17 protein-coding genes and 1 pseudogene are annotated in these 22,104 nt (G+C 49.5%); 1 reads left to right on the top strand and 17 read right to left on the bottom strand.

Annotated features, from left to right (window positions below; all coding sequences use genetic code 11):
* Window positions 1–61: 61 nt before the first annotated feature.
* Genes KMZ15_RS02465 through KMZ15_RS02450 form a run of 4 tightly spaced genes read right to left on the bottom strand, consistent with a single transcriptional unit; the run spans window position 62 to window position 5,809 of the window.
* Window positions 62–1,378, bottom strand: coding sequence for a lysine N(6)-hydroxylase/L-ornithine N(5)-oxygenase family protein (locus tag KMZ15_RS02465; protein ID WP_223693827.1), 1,317 nt, complete (start codon window positions 1,376–1,378; stop codon window positions 62–64).
* On the bottom strand, window positions 1,375–3,117 hold the full coding sequence (iucC, locus tag KMZ15_RS02460) for an aerobactin synthase IucC (protein ID WP_308710459.1): 1,743 nt from the start codon (window positions 3,115–3,117) through the stop codon (window positions 1,375–1,377). The genes KMZ15_RS02465 and iucC overlap by 4 nt, the downstream gene beginning before the upstream one ends.
* The gene (locus tag KMZ15_RS02455; RefSeq protein WP_223693823.1) at window positions 3,117–4,064 is read right to left on the bottom strand and encodes a GNAT family N-acetyltransferase; all 948 of its coding nucleotides are present in this window, start codon (window positions 4,062–4,064) and stop codon (window positions 3,117–3,119) included. Before KMZ15_RS02455 ends, iucC begins: the two co-directional genes overlap by 1 nt.
* The gene (locus KMZ15_RS02450) at window positions 4,064–5,809 is read right to left on the bottom strand and encodes an IucA/IucC family siderophore biosynthesis protein (protein ID WP_223693820.1); all 1,746 of its coding nucleotides are present in this window, start codon (window positions 5,807–5,809) and stop codon (window positions 4,064–4,066) included. Before KMZ15_RS02450 ends, KMZ15_RS02455 begins: the two co-directional genes overlap by 1 nt.
* Window positions 5,810–5,957: 148 nt before the next feature.
* Between KMZ15_RS02450 and KMZ15_RS02445 the strand changes: the two genes are divergently transcribed.
* On the top strand, window positions 5,958–7,145 hold the full coding sequence (locus KMZ15_RS02445) for an MFS transporter (RefSeq protein WP_223693818.1): 1,188 nt from the start codon (window positions 5,958–5,960) through the stop codon (window positions 7,143–7,145).
* A 58-nt stretch (window positions 7,146–7,203) separates the two neighbouring features.
* On the opposite strand, the pseudogene KMZ15_RS02440 reads toward KMZ15_RS02445, so the two are convergent.
* The 13 genes and pseudogenes from KMZ15_RS02440 to KMZ15_RS02380 all read right to left on the bottom strand — a co-directional run.
* Window positions 7,204–7,884 (bottom strand): annotated as a pseudogene (locus tag KMZ15_RS02440) (IS5 family transposase); the annotation flags it as partial.
* Between the two features lie 169 nt (window positions 7,885–8,053).
* Complete coding sequence (locus tag KMZ15_RS02435; RefSeq protein WP_223693816.1) at window positions 8,054–8,209, bottom strand: hypothetical protein; 156 nt, start codon at window positions 8,207–8,209, stop codon at window positions 8,054–8,056.
* Window positions 8,210–8,348: 139 nt separating this feature from the next.
* Window positions 8,349–8,483 (bottom strand): hypothetical protein, encoded by a 135-nt coding sequence (locus tag KMZ15_RS02430; RefSeq protein ID WP_258134757.1) that lies wholly within the window; start codon window positions 8,481–8,483, stop codon window positions 8,349–8,351.
* A gap of 110 nt (window positions 8,484–8,593) precedes the next feature.
* A complete protein-coding gene (locus KMZ15_RS02425) occupies window positions 8,594–8,821 on the bottom strand; it encodes a hypothetical protein (RefSeq protein WP_223693813.1) in 228 nt (75 codons plus the stop codon).
* A gap of 332 nt (window positions 8,822–9,153) precedes the next feature.
* On the bottom strand, window positions 9,154–9,414 hold the full coding sequence (locus tag KMZ15_RS02420; protein ID WP_223693810.1) for a hypothetical protein: 261 nt from the start codon (window positions 9,412–9,414) through the stop codon (window positions 9,154–9,156).
* Window positions 9,411–10,538: a hypothetical protein gene (locus KMZ15_RS02415; protein WP_258134756.1), complete on the bottom strand. Its 1,128-nt coding sequence runs from the start codon at window positions 10,536–10,538 to the stop codon at window positions 9,411–9,413. Before KMZ15_RS02415 ends, KMZ15_RS02420 begins: the two co-directional genes overlap by 4 nt.
* A gap of 239 nt (window positions 10,539–10,777) precedes the next feature.
* Window positions 10,778–10,987, bottom strand: coding sequence for a hypothetical protein (locus tag KMZ15_RS02410; RefSeq protein WP_223693806.1), 210 nt, complete (start codon window positions 10,985–10,987; stop codon window positions 10,778–10,780).
* Between the two features lie 19 nt (window positions 10,988–11,006).
* Complete coding sequence (locus KMZ15_RS02405; RefSeq protein ID WP_223693804.1) at window positions 11,007–11,456, bottom strand: hypothetical protein; 450 nt, start codon at window positions 11,454–11,456, stop codon at window positions 11,007–11,009.
* Window positions 11,453–12,895: a VENN motif pre-toxin domain-containing protein gene (locus tag KMZ15_RS02400; protein WP_223693802.1), complete on the bottom strand. Its 1,443-nt coding sequence runs from the start codon at window positions 12,893–12,895 to the stop codon at window positions 11,453–11,455. The genes KMZ15_RS02405 and KMZ15_RS02400 overlap by 4 nt, the downstream gene beginning before the upstream one ends.
* The gene (locus tag KMZ15_RS02395; protein WP_223693800.1) at window positions 12,867–13,583 is read right to left on the bottom strand and encodes a hemagglutinin repeat-containing protein; all 717 of its coding nucleotides are present in this window, start codon (window positions 13,581–13,583) and stop codon (window positions 12,867–12,869) included. The genes KMZ15_RS02400 and KMZ15_RS02395 overlap by 29 nt, the downstream gene beginning before the upstream one ends.
* A gap of 82 nt (window positions 13,584–13,665) precedes the next feature.
* Window positions 13,666–13,911 (bottom strand): hypothetical protein, encoded by a 246-nt coding sequence (locus KMZ15_RS02390; protein WP_223693798.1) that lies wholly within the window; start codon window positions 13,909–13,911, stop codon window positions 13,666–13,668.
* Entirely contained in the window at window positions 13,908–21,422 is a 7,515-nt protein-coding gene (locus tag KMZ15_RS02385; RefSeq protein ID WP_223693795.1) for a hemagglutinin repeat-containing protein, read from the bottom strand. Before KMZ15_RS02385 ends, KMZ15_RS02390 begins: the two co-directional genes overlap by 4 nt.
* Before the next feature lie 115 nt (window positions 21,423–21,537).
* Window positions 21,538–22,101: a hypothetical protein gene (locus tag KMZ15_RS02380; protein WP_258134755.1), complete on the bottom strand. Its 564-nt coding sequence runs from the start codon at window positions 22,099–22,101 to the stop codon at window positions 21,538–21,540.
* Window positions 22,102–22,104 lie beyond the last annotated feature (3 nt).

Genomic DNA, 22,104 nt, shown 5'->3' with positions numbered 1-22,104 from the left:
GACAACTGCATCTTTCAAATCAGGTAACTGTCAGATCAAATCGCGACTAGTACATATGCCGTCAAATTGTAGCTTCACTCTCACTGTGTTCGCTCTCGCTGGACCTTGATGTACTGTGCCAGTGGATAACGCCAGGAGTGGTCGTCAGCTCAAACGGTTCGTCCGGGTGCACGCGGTTAAGAATTCGTGCAGAGCGCCAGGCCATCAGGCTGAGCTGAGGTTCTGCAATGCCGAGGCTGTGCATCCCGGCATTCACGGCAAACAGGCGATTTTCCTGCGGACCGTCCCAGTCGAGGGTAAAATCGGTATTCACCTGGTACTCTTCCTCGTGATCCAGGTGCAGACGGTGTGCCAGGGGCGCGAGGAACGCAGGGCGCTCAGTGCGATAGCCGGTGGCGAAAATCACCACGTTGGTGTCCAACTGCTCTTCGCCATTGTCGACGTGATGGCGCAGCGTTAAACGCTGGTTCTCACGACTCGGCGTCACGCGGGTAACTGAGCGCGATGGCATCAGCCGTATCCAGGGTTTTTCGCGCAGCACTTCAAAGCGGTGATATATGGCGCGATAAATGGCGAGCAGGGATTCGGTGGTGATCCCATCGGAAGTCATTTTCTGTTCGGCCAGAATCTGGCGGCGGGCATTGTCACCAAGCGTTGAGAAGCTCTCCATGTACTCCGGGGTAAAGTACTCGTTGGCAAAAGCGGCTTCGTCCAGCGCGTTATAGTTGTTGCGGCGTGACACCCAGTTGAGTTCGGCAGGCCGCCCCCATTCACTGCGGAGAATATTTAAAAAAAGATCTGCGCCGCTCTGGCCGCCGCCCACCACTGTTACGCGTTTACCGGCAAGCGAAGGCGTGCGCAGCATCATCTCGCTTGCGTGGAAGCAGCGGTCGCTCTGCTCCGTAACGCAAGCCGGCAGGTTGATCTGCTTTCCAATGCCGAGGCACACATGGCGCGCGCGGTAGTAGCCGCGCTGGGTCTTCACGTTAAACAGCCCGACTTTGTCATCAAAACTGACCTGCTGTACTTGCTGACTGAAGGAGAGATTATCCAGATTTCTCGCCGCCCAGCACAGGTAGTCCGCAAACTCTTCACGCGAAACGGTGCGCTGTTCAGTGGTCAGGAAACGATAGAACTTTTTACGCTGTACCAGATAGTTGATAAAGCTGTGGCGGTTGGTGGGCCTCACCGCGCTCACTAGGTCTTTCAGGAAACTGGTCTGCATATAGCAGTCCGGAACCATCATGCCTGGGTGCCAGGAAAAGTGCGGTTTGCGCTCAAGGAATAGCGAACTGAAGCCCTCAAGCCCTTCGGCAAGCGCAGCTACGCTGAGGTTAAACGGGCCAATACCAATACCGATGAAATCATACATTTTCATTGTGCGGACTCCCTGGTGACCAGGTAAAGAGGGTTATCTAGATCGGTTAAGTAGTTCGGTAACATGCGGCTGCCACCGTCGTGTTCGGAGAAGGTGAGTTTTACCGGGTTGAGCACCACGCGAAGGATTTGCGGTTTAAACAAATCAAACAGCGCAAAGCGCTCCGCCATCTGCGGATGCTGAACCATATAGCTCTGTAAAACGCCAGCCAGAAGTTGATAGAAGCGGGTTTCGCTGACGCTACACTGTTCCGTCAGGCGTGAGATAAAGCGCAGCACAGTTACGAAGTGGCCGGTTTGCAGGTCGTGGATCAGGTAGTCGGCACTCAGGCGTGCCGTCACGTCTTTCACCTGCAAGGGGAGCGAAGCTGCTTCTGGGAAATCTTCATCCACCAGACGCATATCCCCCTGAAAATCTTTCAGCAAAATGCGTTGCGGGATATGGCCTTTCATGATCAGCGTGACGTTCTGCCCATGGGCAATCAGCGCCACGCCGTAGCGGCATATCAGGTGGTAGAACGGAATGACGGCCGCTTGGAACATTTTTGTAAGCCAGGCCTCAGCGCTGAGGCCTGATCGCTTTATCCAGGCACCTATCAGCGGGTAACCTGCGTTATCCGTTTCCATCAGTGCTGCCATTATCACCGCCTGTTCACCTTCTTGCAGATAGCAGGAAGGATTTTCGCGCCAGATGACACCGAGCATTTCTTGGTAACGATAGGGCGCTTTGGGCAGCGCCGAGTAACCGGTATGCGCCAGATAGCCAGCTGCAGGTTCGCCGAGGATTTGTGCGCCCACATTTCTCAGCGTGGCGTCCTGTGCAAATTGCTGCTGCAGCCAGCGTGATGCTAACGGACCGGCTGTAATATACTTGCCGGGAATACCGCGGTAGCAGGAAGTGTTGTAAATGGTGAGCGGCAGTTTGATGTCAAAACGCACGTTGCGGCTGGCGTTAGTCAGGGTGCGCAGCGACTGCTGCGCTAGATATTCATCGCCAAATTCGCCAAGTTCTACTATCTCACCGCGCGCCAGTTGGGGCAAGAAATGAATGGCAATTTTCTGTCGCCACTGCCACGGATGCAGCGGCACTGGCAGCCAATTACCGTCAAGGTTCAGCGTCTGCCAGCATTGGTTGAAACGCTCGCGTTCAGTGCTGTCCATCGCACTTGCCAGCAGAGTGTTGATGTGACACTCTTCGTTAGCACTCCACGCCAGCAGGTCACGGCGTACGGCAACCCAATGCAGACGGAAACGTCCACGGTATTCTGGTGCATACTGTCTTAGCGCATCCAGCCCCCAACCACGGCGGCCCTTGTTGAAGATGAACTTCGGGTGGCCGCAAAGCAGGCATTGAAGTTCGTCAGGATCGAGAGCGATAAGCGCATCGGCATTTAATGCCTTGCGTGCTTCGAATAGCTGTAAATCTCCGCGCAGCGTGGCGTAGAGATCTTCCAGATGCTCTGCGGTCTGAGCATCGTTCATTTTCAACACCATGGCAAGCTGACGCAGCGCGCTTTCCGCTTCGATGGGATTGCCGCTGTTGCTGATAAGGGTCTGTGAATCGATATGCAGCCAGCCCCAGATGCCGCGCTTTGCGCTAAACCGCCAGGTTTCATCGCCTAACTGAACCGTCCAGCGACCGTAGTTTTCTTCATGGGCGCTGAGTGTACGTTCGTATTCCAGTTCCGCGAGGATCTTCGCTACCATCTCGCGGTTGACCTGGTTCCACAATTCCAGCATCACAGGCCCACCTCGCTGAAGAAGTGGTTACGCTGGCACATCACAAGGCGCGAGCGTTTGTGCGGGAAATCGAATTCTTTGAGCGTCTCATAACCGGCGATTGGCAGATGGCGGAACAGGCGCTGATTGTCAAAACGAGGTTCAGCCACAATGCGTGTGGTACGTGATTCATCGAGCCACAGATAATGGGTCAGCCCGCGCAGCCAACTGCGGATGTACTGCGCGCCACGCCATTTTTCTTCGCCCACCAGCATATGCAGACCGCGGTCAAACGGCTGCCAGCGATAGTAACGACCAATACGATCTTCCGGCGCCCAATAGACTTCGAAATAACCGAAGGGCTCATCGTCAAAACATCCGATAAGTGGGTAGCAGTACAAAGAATTAAGCTGGCGGTGCAGATATTTTTCCTGTTCCGCCTGCGGTCCTGCCATTTCCCAGAAAGCATTCACGCGTGGTGAATTCATCCAGCAGGTAAAACGCTCTGCGTCTTGTTCCACGTCCACCAGACGGAAACTGATAGTTCGCTTAATCTGTACGTCGTAGCGACGATAAACCTCACCCTGTGGGCGAGCCGGGCGCACTGGAAAATAGAGCTGGCGCGTTTCGTCGTACTGCATCTTGCCGCTAGCGCTCTGGCGCTCGCCACGCAACCAGAGCGGCATCTGCCAGAAGGTTTCTCGTGCTAGATAATCACTTTGCGCAAGAGTGAACAGCACCTGTGCCTGTGGCTCAGCACGCCAGTCCGCCCAGGGAAGGGTGATACCGGTAAGCTGAGGAGCCGCGACAAAGAGCTGATCCAACGCTTCGACAAGCCAACCCTCGGGCGGTGATGGCATACGCTGGAGTACTGCGCTGCCATCAAACCCCAGCGTCAGCGGGAGCGCAGTATCGATTTGAGTGCAGCGGAAACCATAACCGTCATGAACAATGCTCGCGTGCGGCATCACGCTTTCTCCTTATAGAACGGGTTGCTGAAATCAAAGTAGATGACCGCCGGGTCGGCGATAGTGTTTTCGTTGTGGTCATGCAGATAGCAAAAGAAGTTGCCTTTGCAGTTCCAGTGCTGGCTGTCGAGCACGTAATCCAGACAGCGAGTTTGCTTCACTTTACGGCGCAGTTTAAGAAGTGCCTCACGAACTTGCTCCATCAGGTTTTCTTCGCTTTCGAACCCAGCAGCGCCGAGTGCCGCAGTTACGGCAAGGGTTGAATTCACCAGCAGGTAATAGGGGAAGTAGCGCAGTAACTGGCTTTCGCTGAAGCGGTTTTCGGCTTCACTCTCACCCACTTCGGCGAGCCATTCATTGGCGCCTTCGGTGAAACCACTGCCCTGGCAGTCGCGATAGAGCAGACCAACGGGCAGATCCTCATGCATTTCCACGAGAATGTTTTGTTGATGGGCCAGCAGCACCAGCCCGTAGTCCGCCTCGGCACTGAACAGCGGCAGCAGAACACAATTACAGTAGGCTTCCAGCCAGCAACGGGCAGCTTGAGCCGGCGGCAAGTTCAGACGCTGGCTGAGCCGGCGAACGGCTTCGACCAGCAGACTGTCGCCGCCATCGGGAGCGGCCTGGGTCAGGCTGACCAGCACGTTGGTTTGCGTTTGAGGCGTTGCGAATAGAAGGTTGACGCGCAGTACCATCAGGCTTTCTTCCTGCAACTGGCCTCCTACATCACGCAGGCCTACCCAGCCATCTTCCTGCATAATGCGCATGGTCGGATAGCGCGCCTGCAACTCCTGCCAACGTGGAGTATGCGCCAGGCGTGCCAGACGCATACCGCGTTCCACTTCCTTCATTGACAACGTGCGGACTGAGTTAGTAAGGCGCACGCTGAGAGAGAATTTGATCATGTCACTGTTGGTTTCGCTGTAGAGCGAACGTGCGGAACTGGTTGGTAGCCAGCTTGCGCCTGCTTCCCCCAAATCGTTCAGCGCACCACTTTCCAGGAGTTGCAGGCACCAGTTTTGTGTAAGCAGATATTCCGCCTGCCAAGGGTGCATCGGCAGCAGCCAGCGGTCGTCGGTAAAATAACTGAGCAATTCCGGCGCACTCTGTTCGGCAAAGCGCAACAGCCTGGCACGCAGGGGCATCATGAGGCTGTCACCACCCACAAAAGCCTTATCCACGGCAAACCAGCGCAACGGGAAACGTGGTGCAAAAGCCGGGAGGTAACGGCGCGCTTCGGTTTCGTTAAGCGGCTGGTGGGATTTAGGGGCCGGATGGAAAGCGTGGCCTACCAGTAGCGCCTGCTCGGCTTCGGCAAAGTTCAATGGCTTATGGCGCAGCTGCTGTGCCCAGTCGTGGCGAAGGTCTATGGCCTGCCAGGTATACTTGTGACTTTCCTGAACACGGCTTTTGAAGCGCGCGATTACCTCATCCGCAAGTTCCCCTTTCACTGCAGGATTTGCAAGGATAAGCGACACCATTTTTTCAAAATCAACGTCTTCACCCTGGCTGTCATCGGTATTGATAAGTTGCGCGGGGAAACAATACTGATGGTGTTGTGTCGGAGAGAAATAGCGGACCGAAACTCGTAGAGCCTGCCTGGCAGAAAGAGGAATGAGTATTTGTGCAGGCTCATCTGATGCATTAGCAGGCAAACGCTCCCAGTTCTGAGTTTCGCGCAACAGCGCGTTCAAAAAGCACTGGGCCGCAACGTCTGTACCAGCGGGACAGAAATAGGAATGCATAATGAAATCTCACTCAGATAGTGTTGATAATTATTTATTAGTATATATACTCTAACAATTGTGAGCCGCGATGGCAACATTTCCGCAATATTTTTTGCGTTAACTTCATAATCTCCTCACATTTACGGACACTCTATTTAACGATTGTATGAGCGCATCTCCTGAAGTTCTAAAGCGTGGAAGCACTCCGAAAGCTAGCTGGTCGCTTGCTTTATGCGCCGGATTACTTGGTATCGGTCAAAACGGTTTACTAGTAGTTCTGCCCCAGTTGGTAGAGATGACCGGTTTGTCGCTTTCTGTCTGGGCGGGGTTACTAATGTTCGGTTCAATGCTGTTTCTTCCCGCGTCGCCCTGGTGGGGACGACAGTCAGAAATTCGTGGCTGCAAGTCAGTGGTGCTGGCCGCACTTAGCGGCTATCTGGTCAGTTTTGCTGTGATGGCGCTGGTCGTGTGGGGGATGACGACGGGGCTCGTCAGTGCCTTCTGGGGGGTGACGGGATTGATCGTTTCACGTGCACTGTACGGCCTGACTGTGTCCGGCATGGTGCCGGCGGCGCAGACGTGGGCGATACAGCGGTCGGGGCCTGAAAACCGTATGGCGGCGCTAGCTACCATCAGTTCGGGGCTGAGTTGCGGGCGTCTGCTGGGGCCTCCTTTGGCGGTAGCGACATTGAACTTCCATCCGCAGGCGCCATTGTGGCTGATGGCGGTTGCTCCGTTCCTAGCTTTTTTGTTGATTATGCGTCAGCCAAACGATCCTCCTTTACCGCCGGCTGCGCATCAGTCCACCCGCTTGCAGATAACGATGTTGCCTTATCTGCTGCTGGCTCTGCTGCTGGCGGCCTGTATCAGTCTGATGCAGCTTGGGCTGGCTCCGCACCTGAAACCATTTATAGGCGAAGCCGCGCGGGTTAGCCATCATGTGGCTCTGCTACTGAGCCTGGCAGCGGCGAGTACTCTACTGGCACAGTTTCTGGTAGTGCGTCCGCAGCGCTTTAAGGCGATGACGTTGCTATGGTTGGCGGCACTGCTGATGGTAGCCGGGCTTAGCATGATGTTGATGGCGCAACTGGCGGTATTTTATTGCGGTATCGCTGTGACTTCTTTCGGTGCGGCGATAGCAACACCTGGCTATCAGCTGCTGCTTAATGCACGCCTTTCGACCGGTAAAGGGGCGGGGGTTATCGCCACCAGCCATACGCTCGGCTATGGATTAAGCGCGCTCTTAGTCCCGTTGGTATCCCGCATTTATGGTGAATATTATCTGATTAACACCGCCCTGCTGATGGCCATGGCTTTCCTTCTGCTCAGCGGCTGGCTATGGCGTAAAGGCTAATGAGTTAATCCTGAATAAATAGTTTTTCTAACGTCACATCACTGAGGATCGCTGCCTATTCTAGCGCTTCGGCCAGTGTATGACCATCATAGGGATTTCCTGGCATCGAGCGTGCGCCAACCACTAGCCCTTCCTGGTGAGTCGTTGTGATCGACACTTTTACACCAAACCCGTACGGCTTACGCGCCTTGCCTTTGGCTATGCACTCCACTTTCGGAGCATGCAGAGCATAGAGTTTGTCTTGATCCTTGGGCCTTTGCGAAATGATTCGTTTTTTACGCACAATCAACTCTCGCAATGCATCACGCCCTTGCTCCGCCACCGACTCGATTTGTCGCTCAACGTCACGCATCACTCGTCCCGCTCGCGAACGCAGTGTGCCCAACGCCTTGTGCATCCTTTTGAATTGCTTCGCGTGCGCATAACGACTGATTTTAATTGATAGACGCGGCGCGACTCGGTTGTAGTTTTGCCGTAACTTTAAACCGTACTGTGTCGCCGCTTTAACCAAATGCTCTCGGCAACGCTCTAGCAATCGCGAATCGGTCGGATACGCTATCACCTTCTCCATCACCGTGGTGTCAACGATCACTAGTTTTACGCTCGACGCTTTGATGACATCACTACGTTTGGACGCTTCGATTGTCTCTGCTAATAGCTCTTCTACGCTTGCTTCACCAAGCCGCTTGCGCCAACGCGTTAGACTTGACGGGTCAATTGGCACCTCGGTTTGGAGGTACCTTACTTAGTATTAAGTATTTCTCTCAATACGAAAAGTAAAAATTTAATTGTAAAACATGTAGATTATTACAAAAATAAAATTATTCCCAAAACACCTTATGATTTATTGCATCCAATAAAGATTCAAGCTCATCTCCAGTTGCATTAGAAGAGAAATCTGGATTAATTCATTTTTCCAAAAATTCATCGTTCACTAACTCAATGAGGAATAATTTTCCATCATAATCTATAGATTCAGATAGTAATTCATCAATTAATTTCATATGCTCTGAACTGCGTTTAGCAACGATATCTCTTAGAAGAGCAATTTGCCTAGTATTCATTTTCTTACTCCAGATTTACCTTTTGGCCAAGCAGTGACAATTTCTCCATTTGGATTAATTACTACAACTGCATCTTTGCCCGTCAATTGGAATGTGGGCCCATATTTCGATGGTTTATATCGAATAAAAATTGGATTTTTCAAGAATCAAAAATACTTCTTGGATTTATTCCCACGCCCTCACGCGAAATAGCATGATTAATCACATGTTTAATATAGCCAACAATCTCTGTCGGCATCCGCACGCCGGCAGCCTGCTCAGCAGCAAGTTGCATACTCAATCTATTACTGCTTATAGCTGTAGTAATAGATTGACTTGGAACTGAAGTACGTGCGACTGGCTGTACATTGGGTAACGCTGGTTCCCGAATAACTAGATAACACTTTATTTATTTATAATATCTATTAGGTCTTCCAGTTCGCAACCAAACGTATTAGGAGAGAAATCTGGATTAATTCCTTCTTCCAAAAATTCATTATTTACCAAGCAAGAAAGAATCAACTTCCCATCATCATCGATAGACTCAGATAGCAATACATTGATTAATTTGATATGTTCCGGACCATGTTTAGCAACGACAGCCCTCAAAAGGGTTTCTTGTTTAGCTTTCATTTTCTCGCTCCAGTGTTACTCCTTTTCCACATAGTGATAACCTCACCTTTTGAATTAACTGCAATAACAGCATCTTCGCCCGTCAGACGAAACGTAGGCCCATATTTCGTTGGGTAATATTGAATATTAAAAACAGTTTTCAGAAAAGTGAAACGATGTATGTAAATCGCACATCTGTCAAATCAATACCGACTGTAGTAGCCTTCATCTCGGATGCTCCTGCCTGTTCAATAAATTAGATTGAACTCCCATTTTGGCACATCATGCTGCTGTTTAATGGGGGAGCGGCCATCCCATTAATGTCTATGGATCACACAGATTTAAAATCTGCTTTATTCATCAACTACCCACCACACTTTATGGTATATGGCGTCTATTAAAGACTCTAGTTCATTACCAAGCGAATTGGGAGAAAAATCCGGATCATTTGGATCAATTCCCTCTGCCAAAAACTCCTCATTCACTAAACGACTTAGAAGGCATCTTCCTTCATTATCTATAGAGTCTGATAACAAAGCGTCAATCAATTCCATATGCTCCGGACTACGCTTAGTAATGACAGCTCTTAGAAGAGCTTTTTGTCTAGCATTCATTTTCTTGCTCCAATTTTAGACGTTGACCAAACAGTGACAAGCTCCCCTTTAGAATTTACAGAAATTGTAGCGTCTTTGCCCGTCAGGCGGAATGTGGGGCCACGATTCGTTGGAAAATATTCAATAAGTATTGGATTCTTCCAAGCATCCAAAATACTTTTCGAATTTGTTCCTATACCGCCATCACGCGAAATAGCCTGATTCATTCCGTGCCTGGTATATCCTGTAATCTCCGTCGGCATTCGAACGCCTGCAGCTTGCTCCGCAGCAAGTTGCATATTCAATCTGTCACTGCTTATAGTTATAGTGATTGTTTGACTTGTGATTGGGGCACGGGCAGTTGCTTGTTTAGTTATCAACAAACTAGAGTCCAATAGTGGTTTGCCATTGGGTCCTAAGGTTCTTCCCGCTTTCGCTAAGTCAACATGCAAAAATTCTTCTAGTGTTTTCTTGCCTACATGAATGCCTGCCTTACCAAGCGATGACGCTAACTTCGCAATCCCCCCTGCCGCAACTATTGTCGTAACTGCCTGGTAAAATAAATTACCTGCATCGCGCCCCAGTTGCACAGCATTTTGGTCACCACCTTCTGCTTTTGCAACCGTTATTCGGTTGATTTTGGCATCCCATTCGGCAGAGATTGCTTCACCCACTTGAGTTCGTACTTCTTTATCGGTAACCAGCGCTATTAATCCCTCTACAGTTTTGATCGGATGCAATACAAGTGCTGCTATACCTTCTAGCATTTCCCAATTTTCTTCCGACAGACCCTCGATAAAACCTGCGCCAATCAATGCATCTTGTTTGGCCGAAACGCCAGTCCATTTAACGAATGTTTTCGATTGACAGAGCAGATTGCCTTCACAAGCATCAAACTCTTTTTGGGCACGCGCTTTTTGCTCGGTAGCCAGCCAGTTATTATCTACCGCTGCTACCGCACTGTTGACTGACGTTGCAGCGTTCTCGCCCGCGAGCGCTGCAACACCGGCTACCAGCGTCGTAGCAATGTTGCGTTTTGCTTCTTGTTCTGTGCGTGTTTCATCTGGATGAATTGGACTAAATGCATGCGTTAAAATGCTCGACACAGCCCCACCTATCGCACCGGCGCTCATGCTTTGATTCAATGCCGCGGCGCCGCCTAGTCCAACTAACGCGTGCAGTGCTGCATGGGCTGGGCTGCCTTCATTGATCGCTCCAGATTCAGCACGCCGCTTTGCACAAACTATGCGGTCGTCCCAGTCACATTTTCAGACGCGGCTGCGGTAACGGCTGTGAGCACTTGACGGTAGGTTCCACCTGGCCCCTATTACTTATTCAGTGCTTGCGCCTGCGAGCGTAATTCAGTTGCAGTCTCACATAACGCCTATCGCTGCTCGACAGACATCAATTCATTTTCATTAGCAAGCGCTTCTTGATGCTCAGCTTGCTGAATTTTACGATCCGCTTCTCTTGCTCTATTCGCAATAAACGCATTAGCTTTTCGGCTCAATGCTCCTACGATCTCAAAGCCGGCCTCAATTTCAGTTTGGTTAAAGATCGTCGATAACATTTTCCCTAATTTATTATTTTCCATCAAAAACAATACCTAATTATCATTGATAACCTTCGTCTAATACTTTCATTAACTCAGACTGCAATTCCATAGATTCAGAGTCGTATCTATCGAAAAGTGCCAAACAACGATATTCCTTAGGATCTAAATATGTAGATCGGATAAAAAAATATGAAATATCTTTTATTTCCTCATTTTTATGTGAGGTCGTGGCAATGTAAGAAAGATCTCTATTATTGTCAACCTCTATTATTTTATCAATTAAATCATGAACTTCATCTGAAAATTTACCACAAGTTAAGAAAAATACTGCGCCAAGATCAATAATTTTTTTAACAAGATGTGAAATTTTCTCTTTATCAAAAAAATTGTTTACTATAAGTAAACAGACAAGCTCTCTATCTTTAATAATGCTCGTTGAATTAAAGTCATCAAAAGATGAAATAATTAATTCACAATTTCTACTGTGCTTTACTAGATTGGTGCTCATTTGCCGTGTCCTTTTATTTTATCGATATTATCAGAAAATGTTTTAATTTCTTTTTCTAAGTGTCTTATGCGTGCCCCTTGTTGTTTTGAAACAATATCTGGTGCTAGACCTTCCATTCCTGGTTTGGTAGTCATATTTTCTTTGAACCATTTTAGTTTTTGTTCGTGCTCGGTAATAAGTTTTTCATAAGAGCGAATAGCTTTAATTTCTTGATTAGTGAGCATCTGCTCAATATCAACAACTACAGCCTCCTCTTTTGGGGCCTCACTAAAAATCGCATTCCCGTACGCACTCACCTCCTCATTCATCGGCGTAGTTATTGGTTCAACTCCTTGTTGAGCCTCTCTAGGACTCACTAACGGCCGCGCTCTATCCCTTGATCGATCAGGCACGCCCCCAAACAGCGGTATCTCCTCACCTTCATGCCGCTCTCTCCCTGGAATTCGAAATGGCTGCAATGGCGCCATGGGCCTCCCCATCGGTGGCAGTGCTTGGGAAGGTAGCGCCAACTGATTATTTTCCACTTCAATTTGCGCCGCATTCTGCGCTAACGCCGAATCTGCGCCACTTGCTGCTGCAATTCCCGCCACTAGCCCCGTTACTAAATTTTTACGCGCCTCCTTCTCTTGTGCAGAAAGACCATCCACTGAACCCAGCAGGTTGCTCACCAATACACTCGCACTTGCTCCTAAGGCTGCCGAACCTCCCTCTTGCCCCTGCACAGCAGCGCTGCCGTAAGCCAATGTCCCATGCAAAGCTGCGCGCACACCTTCACTGTTTAAATTATCTGAAATCTCTTTTATTTTTTCTGCACCTAAGCTTTGTAAATAATTCATGGCCGTTGATTGCACAAACTGTGCGGTCGTCCCTGTCACATTGCCAGATGCGGCTGCAGTGACGGCTGTGAGCACTCGACGGTAGGTTCCACCTGGCCCCCATTGCTTATTCAGTGCTTGCGCCTGCGAGCGTAATTCAGTTGCAGTCTCACGTAACGCCTGCCGCTGCTCTACAGACATCAATTCATTTTCATTCGCAAGCGCTTCTTGATGCTCAGCTTGCTCAATTTTACGATCTGCTTCTCTGGCTCTATTGGCAATAAACGCATTCGCTTCTCGGCCCAATGCTCCCACGATCTCAAAGCCGGCCTCAATTTCAGTTTTGTTAAAAATGGGCTCTAACGCCGCATGACTTTGTGCCGGATTGCGATTTAAGCTAGCTATCGTCTCTTCTGCACTTCGCCCCGTCAACGCCTTCTGCCGCTGCTCATCCATAATTACAATTTGAGCGCCGCTAATCGCACTTCTGGTGGTCGACGTGGCTTGGCCAGAAGCGCTTATCGCTATCGGCATCGAGGCGCTGGCACCTTTTAAGCTCGTCAACTGATTACCCTTATGCGCCGGTGTAATCGCTTTACCACGTTGACTCGACCCCTTTGCCATCTTTGCTGTACCCGATACCTAAGCCCAGGCTTCTTGCGTTGTAGCGCGCTTGATTCTCTATATCACTGATCGCTAGAGTACCCGTTATAAATTGATTCTTGCCTTCTTCAATCGCCCGATCTGTACTTGCTATCACGCTACCCAGCAGTTTCGTATCGCCTTTGACTCCAATCTGGAAGCCGCTTGCGCCAGCTTGGATGCCCGCTTGCTCCGCTACGCTCAGATAATGACTATCTATCTTTTGTTGTGAGAAATTAATGCTCACGGCAGATGCAGGACCGGCTGTAGCACTGCCGCTGATACTTTGATAGCGGCTGTTATAGGTACTCGAATTCTGCACGCTTTCAATTTCAAGGTCACCCTCGATTCTGGCTTGGACTTGCTGGCCAGAGAGTTGTGCGCCTTTTAAGTGGACATTACTTTGTGCGTTTAACATCAGCTTGCGGCCAGCTTTGATCTGAGCTGGCGTATGACTGACCTCAACGCCATCTGCGTGGCCGCGCCCGCTGCTGATTGCGACGGCAGCACCTAATGAGCTATGGGTTCCGAGGGTGGCCGCTAACCCTGCCGCGCTGCTCTGGCTGTGCTGCTCACTGTGCTGGATAAAGGTGTTCGGCGCTGCCTCAATTTTCAAGGGACCTTCTACTTTAAGTTGGACATCTTGTTTGGCTTCAATTTGAGAACCCATGAACTTGTTCAGGGGTCACTTACATTATCAAAAGACTCAGCAATAGAGATCATTAATATTTCCTATAGTGGTTAGCTATTCATCAATCTCCCCATACTTTGCGATTTATTGCATCTATTAAAGATTCTAATTCATCTCCGATTGCATTAAGAGAGTAATCAGGTCCAGCAAATCCCTCTGTAAGCAATTCGTCACCTACTATATCAATAAGGATTCTCCTTCCTTTGTCATCTAAGGACCCAGAAAGCAAATTATCAACCAATTTTATATTCTCTGGGCTGCGCTTAGAAACAACCGTTCTTAAAAGTGATCTTTCCCTGGCATTCATTTCCTTGCTCCAATTTTAGATTGTGGCCAAATGGTAACAATTTTTCCTTTTGGATTAATCACGACAGTCGCATCTTTCCCTTCCAAACGGAAGGTAGGCCCCTCTTTAGTTGGAACATGTTTAATAGCAATCGGATTTCTCCAAGCATCCAAAATACTTTTTGGATTGATTCCCGAACCCTCACGCGAAATAGCATGATTAATCCCATGTTTACTATAGCCAACAATCTCTGTCGGCATCCGAACGCCTGCAGCTTGCTCTGCAGCAAGTTGCATATTCAATCTGTTACTGCTTATAGTTGTAGTGATTGTTTGACTTGGAATTGGGGCACGGGCAGTTGCTTCTTTAGTTACCAACAAACTAGAATCCAATAGTGGTTTGCCATTGGGTCCTAAGGTTCTTCCCGCTTTCGCTAAGTCAACATGCAAAAATTCTTCTAGTGTTTTCTTGCCTACATGAATGCCTGCCTTACCAAGCGATGACGCTAACTTCGCAATCCCCCCTGCTGCAACTATTGTCGTAACTGCCTGGTAAAATAAATTACCTGCATCGCGCCCCAGTTGCACAGCATTTTGGTCACCACCTTCTGCTTTTGCAACCGTTATTCGGTTGATTTTGGCATCCCATTCGGCAGAGATTGCTTCACCCACTTGAGTTCGTACTTCTTTATCGGTAACCAGCGCTATTAATCCCTCTACAGTTTTGATCGGATGCAATGCAAGTGCTGCTATACCTTCTAGCATTTCCCAATTTGCTTCCGACAGACCCTCGATAAAACCTGCGCCAATCAATGCATCTTGTTTGGCCGAAACGCCAGTCCATTTAACGAATGTTTTCGATTGACAGAGCAGATTGCCTTCACAAGCATCAAACTCTTTTTGGGCACGCGCTTTTTGCTCGGTAGCCAGCCAGTTATTATCTACCGCTGCTACCGCACTGTTGACTGACGTTGCAGCGTTCTCGCCCGCGAGCGCTGCAACACCGGCTACCAGCGTCGTAGCAATGTTGCGTTTTGCTTCTTGTTCTGTGCGTGTTTCATCTGGATGAGTTGGACTAAATGCATGCGTTAAAATGCTCGATACAGCCCCACCTATCGCACCGGCGCTCATGCTTTGATTCGATGCCGCGGCGCCGCCTAGTCCAACTAACGCGTGCAGCGCTGCATGGGCTGGGCTGCCTTCATTGATCGCTCCAGATTTCACTAACTCGCCGATATGGCTTGCGCCTTGCTGCTGAATCAGATTCACTACGCCGCTTTGCACAAATTGTGCGGTTGCACCTGTTACATTGCCAGACGCTGCTGCGGTGACGGCTGTGAGCACTTGACGGTAGGTTCCACCTGGCCCCCATTGCTTATTCAGTGCTTGCGCCTGCGAGCGTAATTCAGCCGCAGTCTCACGTAACTCCTGCCGCTGCTCTACAGACATCAATTCATTTTCATTCGCAAGCGCTTCTTGATGCTCAGCTTGCTCAATTTTACGATCTGCTTCTCTGGCTCTATTCGCAATAAACGCATTCGCTTCTCGGCCCAATGCTCCCACGATCTCAAAGCCGGCCTCAATCTCAGTTTTGTTAAAGATCGTCTCTAACGCCTGATGGATATGAGTCGGATTGCGATTTAAGCTAACTATCGTCTCTTCTACACTTCGCCCCGTCAACGCCTTCTGCCGCGGCTCATCCATAATTACAATTTGAGCGCCGCTAATCGCACTTCGGGTGGTCGACGTGGCTTGGCCAGAAGCGCTTATCGCTATCGGCATCGAGGCGCTGGCACCTTTTAAGCTCGTCAACTGATTACCCTTATGCGCCGGTGTAATCGCTTTACCACGTTGACTCGAACCCACCCCTTTGCCATCTTTGCTGTACCCGATACCTAAGCCCAGGCTTCTTGCGTTGTAGCGCGCTTGATTCTCTATATCACTGATCGCTAGAGTACCCGTTATAAATTGATTCTTGCCTTCTTCAATCGCCCGATCTGTACTTACTATCACGCTACCCAGCAGTTTCGTATCGCCTTTGACTCCAATCTGGAAGCCGCCTTCGCCAGCTTGGATGCCCGCTTGCTCCGCTACGCTCAGATAATGACTATCTATCTTTTGTTGTGAGAAATTAATGCTCACGGCAGATGCAGGACCGGCTGTAGCACTGCCGCTGATACTTTGATAGCGGCTGTTATAGGCACTCGCATTCTGCACGCTTTCAATTTCAAGGTCGCCCTCGATTCTGGCTTGGACTTGCTGGCCAGAGAGTTGTGCGCCTTTTAAGTGGACATTACTTTGTGCGTTTAACATCAGCTTGCGGCCAGCTTTGATCTGAGCTGGCGTATGACTGACCTCAACGCCATCTGCGTGGCCGCGCCCGCTGCTGATTGCGACGGCAGCACCTAATGAGCTATGGGTTCCGAGGGTGGCCGCTAACCCTGCCGCGCTGCTCTGGCTGTGCTGCTCACTGTGCTGGATAAAGGTGTTCGGCGCTGCCTCAATTTTCAGGGGGCCTTCTACTTTGAGTTGGACATCTTGTTTGGCTTCAATTTGAGAACCAATGATATTGAGGGTTGACGCTTCGCCTGAACCTTCCATCTCCAAGTGCACTGTGCCGCCCGCCGTAATTGTGCTGCCCAACGCTGTTGCGCTCCGTTGCGTTTGCTGAAACTCTTGATGGCTTTCACCCATCATCACGCTGACGGTAACGCCGCCGGCGGCTTTGGGATCAGCTTGAATCGCATCGTAGGCGTTTTTAGCCGCGAGTGCGCCAGCGCCAGCGGCTAAAGCGTGCATGCGCGGATCACTCACTTGCGTGCTGGCTTGAAGCATTTGCTGGCCGGTTTGCGCAGCAGCAATCACTGGTGCGCTGACTGAGACGGTCAAGCCAGATTGATGCCACTCGCTTTGTTGCCAGCGCCGGCCTTGTTCATAGACTGCATCGACTGTGCCTTTGAGCGCTTTAGCCCGGATATTGCCCTCAGGCGCGACCAACTGACTACCGCTTTGTTGATATTCGCGGCCTGCTATGGCCTCGATCTGACCTGACACACTGCCAATAATAGTGCCGATATAGGGTGTGCTTTCACTCTCGAGTGCCTCCTTTTGCTTGCGCTCGCCAATGGTGTACCCTAAGCTGCCGTTGTCTAAAAGCCCTGAGCGTTCTTCAACTGAGTAATAGCTCGCTTGCTCAATCTGCTTGGCCGCTTTTAGTTTGATGTCATTGTCAGCATACAAACCCACAGCATGCATGCCGACGATGTTTGAACCCGTAGCACTGAGGTCATGCCCGGCCTCCACCTTGACGGTACCGCCCGAGAAAGTACTGTTTAATACTTGTTTTTTATATTGCTGAGTTTGGCTTAATTCGCTCGAAGAAGATAATAAATGATTAAATTCATGGTAGCGAGATTCCGCAAAAGTGTACTCTTCATAAGCGGCTTCCAGGTTAATATCTCGGCCCGCTTTGACAGAAAGCGCGGCCCCGGCATGAACATAAGCGCCAACTGCATTGATATCATGGCCTGCCTTAAGTTCAAGGGATCCGCCCGTTTGAATGAGCGTACCCACTTCGGCTTTTCTGCTTTGGCTTAACGAGTTTTGCTCGTCCCATGTCAGTTGTTGTTGCTCTACGGTAGCGACTGTGCCTAATGTAAGGTCATGTCCCGCTTCTAAAGTGGCTGCTTGACTCACCTCGATGTGAGTTGCCGCCAAGTTAAGATCCGCCTTAGCACGGACCTCCAGTTGCTCCGCTTGAATCCGGCTTAAGCCATCTAGCGTTGTCAAGCTACCGCTCAGCGCGTGGGTCGTCTGGGTTTGGCTTTGTAGATGGATATCCTGCTCGGCTGCTAGGGTGATTTGTTTGCCGGCCAATATGCCAGCACGGCTGTCGATGTCTTCGCTAGCCTGTAGAGAGAGATGATCTAAGCTGACGATGGCGCCACGTCGGTTATCAATAATGTGCGCGTTAAGATTGATTTTCCCGGTACTAATCATCGTGCCAGCATTTTTAATCATGCCTCGGCTCGTCAAATCAATCTCGTTGGCGGCTATACCAGAGCCCCCTAGCCGCGGTACGTGGATGCGTGCGCTAGAGAGATACACTTGCGGCGCCAATACAGTTTGCTCGCCGCCATTCGGTAGCCTAATCGTTTGATTCACCAGCCAGACAATATCCCGTGACAATGACGTTTGCTGCTCAGCGCTCAATGGCATGCCTAGCTGAAGGTTAGCCTGCTGCGCATATTTTGCACCCGCTCTCATTAAAGCTTGGTATTCAGCCCTTTGATTCGTTTGATACGATAGTGCATATTGACCTGCCAAAGCGATGCTTTGGTCACGTATGAGTTGCTGCTCATAAAAACCGCTCCCTAGACGTTTAGGCGCGCTTCTCGGGTTAACGCCAATCAGGTTTAATAGGTAATTACTCGATAGAGACCAGTCAGTATGATTAAAACGTGGATCGATATCGACTAAAAAAGGATGCTCAGGTGCAGTCTGCACAATATGCATACCGCTTGTAGGCAGCAGCGGGACAATTAAGCTATTCTGGTTGCTTGCGTCGCGCGCCATAACCGTACCGCTCGTATCGTGAGCGTGTAGTCTCAATAGATCAGGTTGTTCGTGCTGAACCAGCCTACCTTCTGCCTGAGTGGTGAGATCCAATTTGCTTTGCTGTATAACAGAAGGCGTTCTATAGTGGATAAAATCACTATATGTACGCTCACGTCCTCCGAAATGACCGCGCCAATCACTGCGCGTATAACGGGAAAGCCCCACATCTATTTGGGTAGTCAAGTTGATCGCGTCACGATTTTCCTCCATCTCGAAACTAGTATCTAGCGGGAGGATTTTGCCGCCCGCGATCATCTTACTTTTGTCATTGAGAACCCGGCCAGACAATTTCATATCGCCGCCTGCCTGGATCGTCGCAGGCTGGCTTTCTTCGACGACCGTGTCTTTTACAATACGCATGTAGCCGTATTCAGTATAGTCAGCAAACGGAGCGGCACTGCCGTCTTTCACAACTTGACGACCTCCTCGGCTTGCATCCCATGCGAGTTGGTCAAGGCGGTAGCGCTGGCTCGACCCTTCGGGCTGCATTTCTAAAATGAATTGTTTATCGACTACCCGTTCTCGAGTTTTGAAATAAGCCGTTTTATTGATTAACCGAGAGGTATTAATCGAAAGTTGACCTACCGCATCAATCGTCGCTGATGAGTTTATCGTGCGCAGCGCTTTGCCAAGCGCTTTATTTTGCGCATCAAGCCGCTGGCCAATAGTCATATTGCCACCACTGAATAGCAGACTGTGATCTTTGTTTTCAAGCCATTTAGCACCTATATCAAGGCGTGTATTCGCTGCAATGACGCTTGGCTTATATCCATTGACAGTATATTTTGTCTCAAAATTACTTAAATTCTTAGCACCCACTGCAACAGTGTCACCATAGATCAGCCCCTTATTGCTCAACGTATCTTCCGCTTTGAGAAGCATCTGAGGCCCCGTAAGCAAAGCCTCTGATTGGTTGTCAATATGGGTAGAGCTAATCGACATTTGTTTTCCGCTTGCCACTATTCCTTGATTAACACAATCGCCTTGAGCCAGGGTTGGTACATCTCCTTCATTTGGTAACTTAAATGCTCTTTGCGAAGAGGCGGAAGTCATTGCTGAGGAGGATGGGGCAGCCTTTAGATTGAGATTCTTACCCGCTAGCACTTGGCTAGCTTGGCCATTGAGTATGCTTTGTGCATTTACTGTGACATTCCCGTAACCTATTACTAAACCTGGCGACTCGACTCGCTCATCAGGCACCGTGTTATTTTTGAATTGGCCTGCAATAATCCTTGTATCGCCTCCGCCAGCATGCACGATATGCCCGCTGTCATTATCTAACTCATTGACTACGCGCAGTTCGAGTTCTGCCGAGTCTTTATCGAATGGCAGAGCAAGCTGATCGTCCGCTTGCGTGACTTGCCGCTTTCTAACCTCGTCTACCCATACCTTTCCTCTGTCAGCCATCGTACCGACCGGTATCGCGGTAAGCTCGCCTTGATAAATCGTGCCACGTCGGTTTTCTAGCTTTTGCGCACTGAGTTTTAGATGATCTGAACTCGCAACAACGCTGCCTATGCCCACCTTGCTTACGCTAGAAAGCTCATCCTGAATGTCGGCGGAGCTATTCACAATATGTTGAGCGGTGAGTTGTGTCTCGCCCCTGCCAAAAATAACACCTGATTGAATATTTTCGATTTTTCTAGCCGCCGAAATGTGTGTTTTTCCGCGACCACGATTGATCATTTGCGCTGAGCTATTTTTAATTTCATCGGCCTTAACGATAAGCTCCCCGGTCTCGCTTGAGGCTTCAAGTTTGCCTTTCTCATTATTCAAAAATTGCGCCTCAGCCCTTACCGCCCCGCCACTTATCACCCCTTGGTTTCTGCATCTGTCAGCCTTAATAGTTGTGCTAGCACTATCGATTGAGGCGTCTGGCTGGTTATCGACTTCAGCCGCAAAAATTTGCATTTCTCCGCTACTATGCAAAATGCTCTGGTTAATTAATCTACCCTTAGTCTCAAACGATAAGTGACGCCCTGCCTGCAAAGCCTTGTGGTCGGTATGGGTATAATCATTTTCTAGTGATACCGAAAGATCACGTGTTGCACTGATGATGCCAGGACCCTCAAGGGCTGTTGCTTTCAACTCCAAATCGTTATTCGATATAATTTCTCCAGCATTGACTAAGCCGCCCGAACTCGAAATCCAGAGTTGCCGCTCAGCGCGCACTTTGGCTTGCTGAGTTAAGGTCAGCCGGCCTTGATCAGCTAAGTCCTCCTGATCTATCAGTTGGTGGCAAGCTACACTCTTCCAGCGGTCCGTCTCCGCATAATTAACCCGGCTAGGTCCGCTTAACAAATGAATGCGCTTTGCCTGCACTTCACCCTCTATTTTGATGCTGTAGGCAATTAAATCCAGTTGTTCAAACGGCTCGAGTTTCGCCCCATAGCGGATCGTAATCTGCCCTTCGGTCACGCACAGTGTTTCAAGACCGCCGCTCTGCCCCCAAATAGGTGAGCCCGTTGTTAACACGATGCGGTGACTATTCAGAAAATGGTAACCCCAATAGGAAACGCCATTCTCATTGACGCAGGACATTGTTGCCGGCTGTCCATTAATTTTAACGATGCTAGCGGGCTGGGATGGCATCCCCCCCGTAACTTCATTGAGAATCATCCTTAGAGTTAGACCGCTCTGTGACTGTGGGCTGCGCACAATGTTCTGGCCCAGCCTGGCTTGGAGCACAGTGCGCACGGTTTCATTTAAAATCGCGTCGGAGCGATGGCCATCGGGATTTTTAGAAGCGTTACTTGCAGTGCTAGCGCAGTCCGGCTGCGGTATGTTTGCCGGCAGTGCGTCTTTTTCAGGCGCAGGCTCGCTAGCGCTGGAGTTGGCTGGGATCGACGTTTGCTCGCGAGCAGTGCGGGAAGATGACTGAGAGAGCTGGGTCGATATATTCTGAATGGGGTTCATGGCCGTAGTTTCCTTGCGTTTAGCAAAGCATGCAGAAAAGCTTGACTAATGTGACCCATCAAAAAGGGAGGTGAAAAAAACCTTTGCATGTGCGTAGCTAATATTCAATTACACTTCACGCTTTATTCAAAATTTTTGTTCTTAGTTCATTATTTTCTTGGGCCAGGTTTTTGTTTTTTTCGATAAGCCATTCATTATCTTGAATAATTTCAACATTATCCTGAATGTACTCTATCATATCTCGTATTCTATCTGCTTCTTTAGCTAACCCTGCTAAAAGCATTAAACTCTCTCTTGCAGTTGGCGACGTTGCTAATATTGCACCATTTATTCCTCGTTGCAATTGGATGGTGTCTGCCGCTATCTCATCTAAAATTCTTTGCAAAGCACCCATATCTTTACTGGGTTTCATCTCTTCCTCGGCTCGCTCAACTAAATTTCTTAAACGCGCCATCAGCGACATCGTTTTACTTGCAAAGCCACCTAAAGGCTCCATTAGCGATACTTTTAAATCACATGCAGCTTTCTCTAAATGTGCCACTGATGTCTTTTGCCCATCAGTAATATTCCCTGATGAAAGATATTTTGACGATTTCTCTAGTTCACACGTAATGTCATTTAGAGACCTTACCGTAGCTCGAGCAACTTCAAATAATGCCCCTTGCAAAGCATTCATCATGAT

This window comes from Mycoavidus sp. HKI, assembly GCF_020023735.2.
Classification (GTDB): domain Bacteria; phylum Pseudomonadota; class Gammaproteobacteria; order Burkholderiales; family Burkholderiaceae; genus Mycoavidus.
The sequence above is the reverse complement of the archived record's forward strand: the minus strand, read 5'-3'. Positions and strand labels throughout refer to the sequence as shown.

Excerpts from the sequence above, each read along its gene's own strand:
- KMZ15_RS02465 (WP_223693827.1), bottom strand. The coding sequence starts at position 1,378 with ATGAAAATGTATGATTTCATCGGTATTGGTATTGGCCCGTTTAACCTC.
- iucC (WP_308710459.1), bottom strand. The coding sequence starts at position 3,117 with ATGCTGGAATTGTGGAACCAGGTCAACCGCGAGATGGTAGCGAAGATC.
- KMZ15_RS02455 (WP_223693823.1), bottom strand. The coding sequence starts at position 4,064 with ATGCCGCACGCGAGCATTGTTCATGACGGTTATGGTTTCCGCTGCACT.
- KMZ15_RS02450 (WP_223693820.1), bottom strand. The coding sequence starts at position 5,809 with ATGCATTCCTATTTCTGTCCCGCTGGTACAGACGTTGCGGCCCAGTGC.
- KMZ15_RS02445 (WP_223693818.1), top strand. The coding sequence starts at position 5,958 with ATGAGCGCATCTCCTGAAGTTCTAAAGCGTGGAAGCACTCCGAAAGCT.
- KMZ15_RS02435 (WP_223693816.1), bottom strand. The coding sequence starts at position 8,209 with ATGAATACTAGGCAAATTGCTCTTCTAAGAGATATCGTTGCTAAACGC.
- KMZ15_RS02430 (WP_258134757.1), bottom strand. The coding sequence starts at position 8,483 with ATGCAACTTGCTGCTGAGCAGGCTGCCGGCGTGCGGATGCCGACAGAG.
- KMZ15_RS02425 (WP_223693813.1), bottom strand. The coding sequence starts at position 8,821 with ATGAAAGCTAAACAAGAAACCCTTTTGAGGGCTGTCGTTGCTAAACAT.
- KMZ15_RS02420 (WP_223693810.1), bottom strand. The coding sequence starts at position 9,414 with ATGAATGCTAGACAAAAAGCTCTTCTAAGAGCTGTCATTACTAAGCGT.
- KMZ15_RS02410 (WP_223693806.1), bottom strand. The coding sequence starts at position 10,987 with ATGGAAAATAATAAATTAGGGAAAATGTTATCGACGATCTTTAACCAA.
- KMZ15_RS02405 (WP_223693804.1), bottom strand. The coding sequence starts at position 11,456 with ATGAGCACCAATCTAGTAAAGCACAGTAGAAATTGTGAATTAATTATT.
- KMZ15_RS02400 (WP_223693802.1), bottom strand. The coding sequence starts at position 12,895 with ATGGCAAAGGGGTCGAGTCAACGTGGTAAAGCGATTACACCGGCGCAT.
- KMZ15_RS02395 (WP_223693800.1), bottom strand. The coding sequence starts at position 13,583 with ATGGGTTCTCAAATTGAAGCCAAACAAGATGTCCAACTTAAAGTAGAA.
- KMZ15_RS02390 (WP_223693798.1), bottom strand. The coding sequence starts at position 13,911 with ATGAATGCCAGGGAAAGATCACTTTTAAGAACGGTTGTTTCTAAGCGC.
- KMZ15_RS02385 (WP_223693795.1), bottom strand. The coding sequence starts at position 21,422 with ATGAACCCCATTCAGAATATATCGACCCAGCTCTCTCAGTCATCTTCC.
- KMZ15_RS02380 (WP_258134755.1), bottom strand. The coding sequence starts at position 22,101 with ATGATGAATGCTTTGCAAGGGGCATTATTTGAAGTTGCTCGAGCTACG.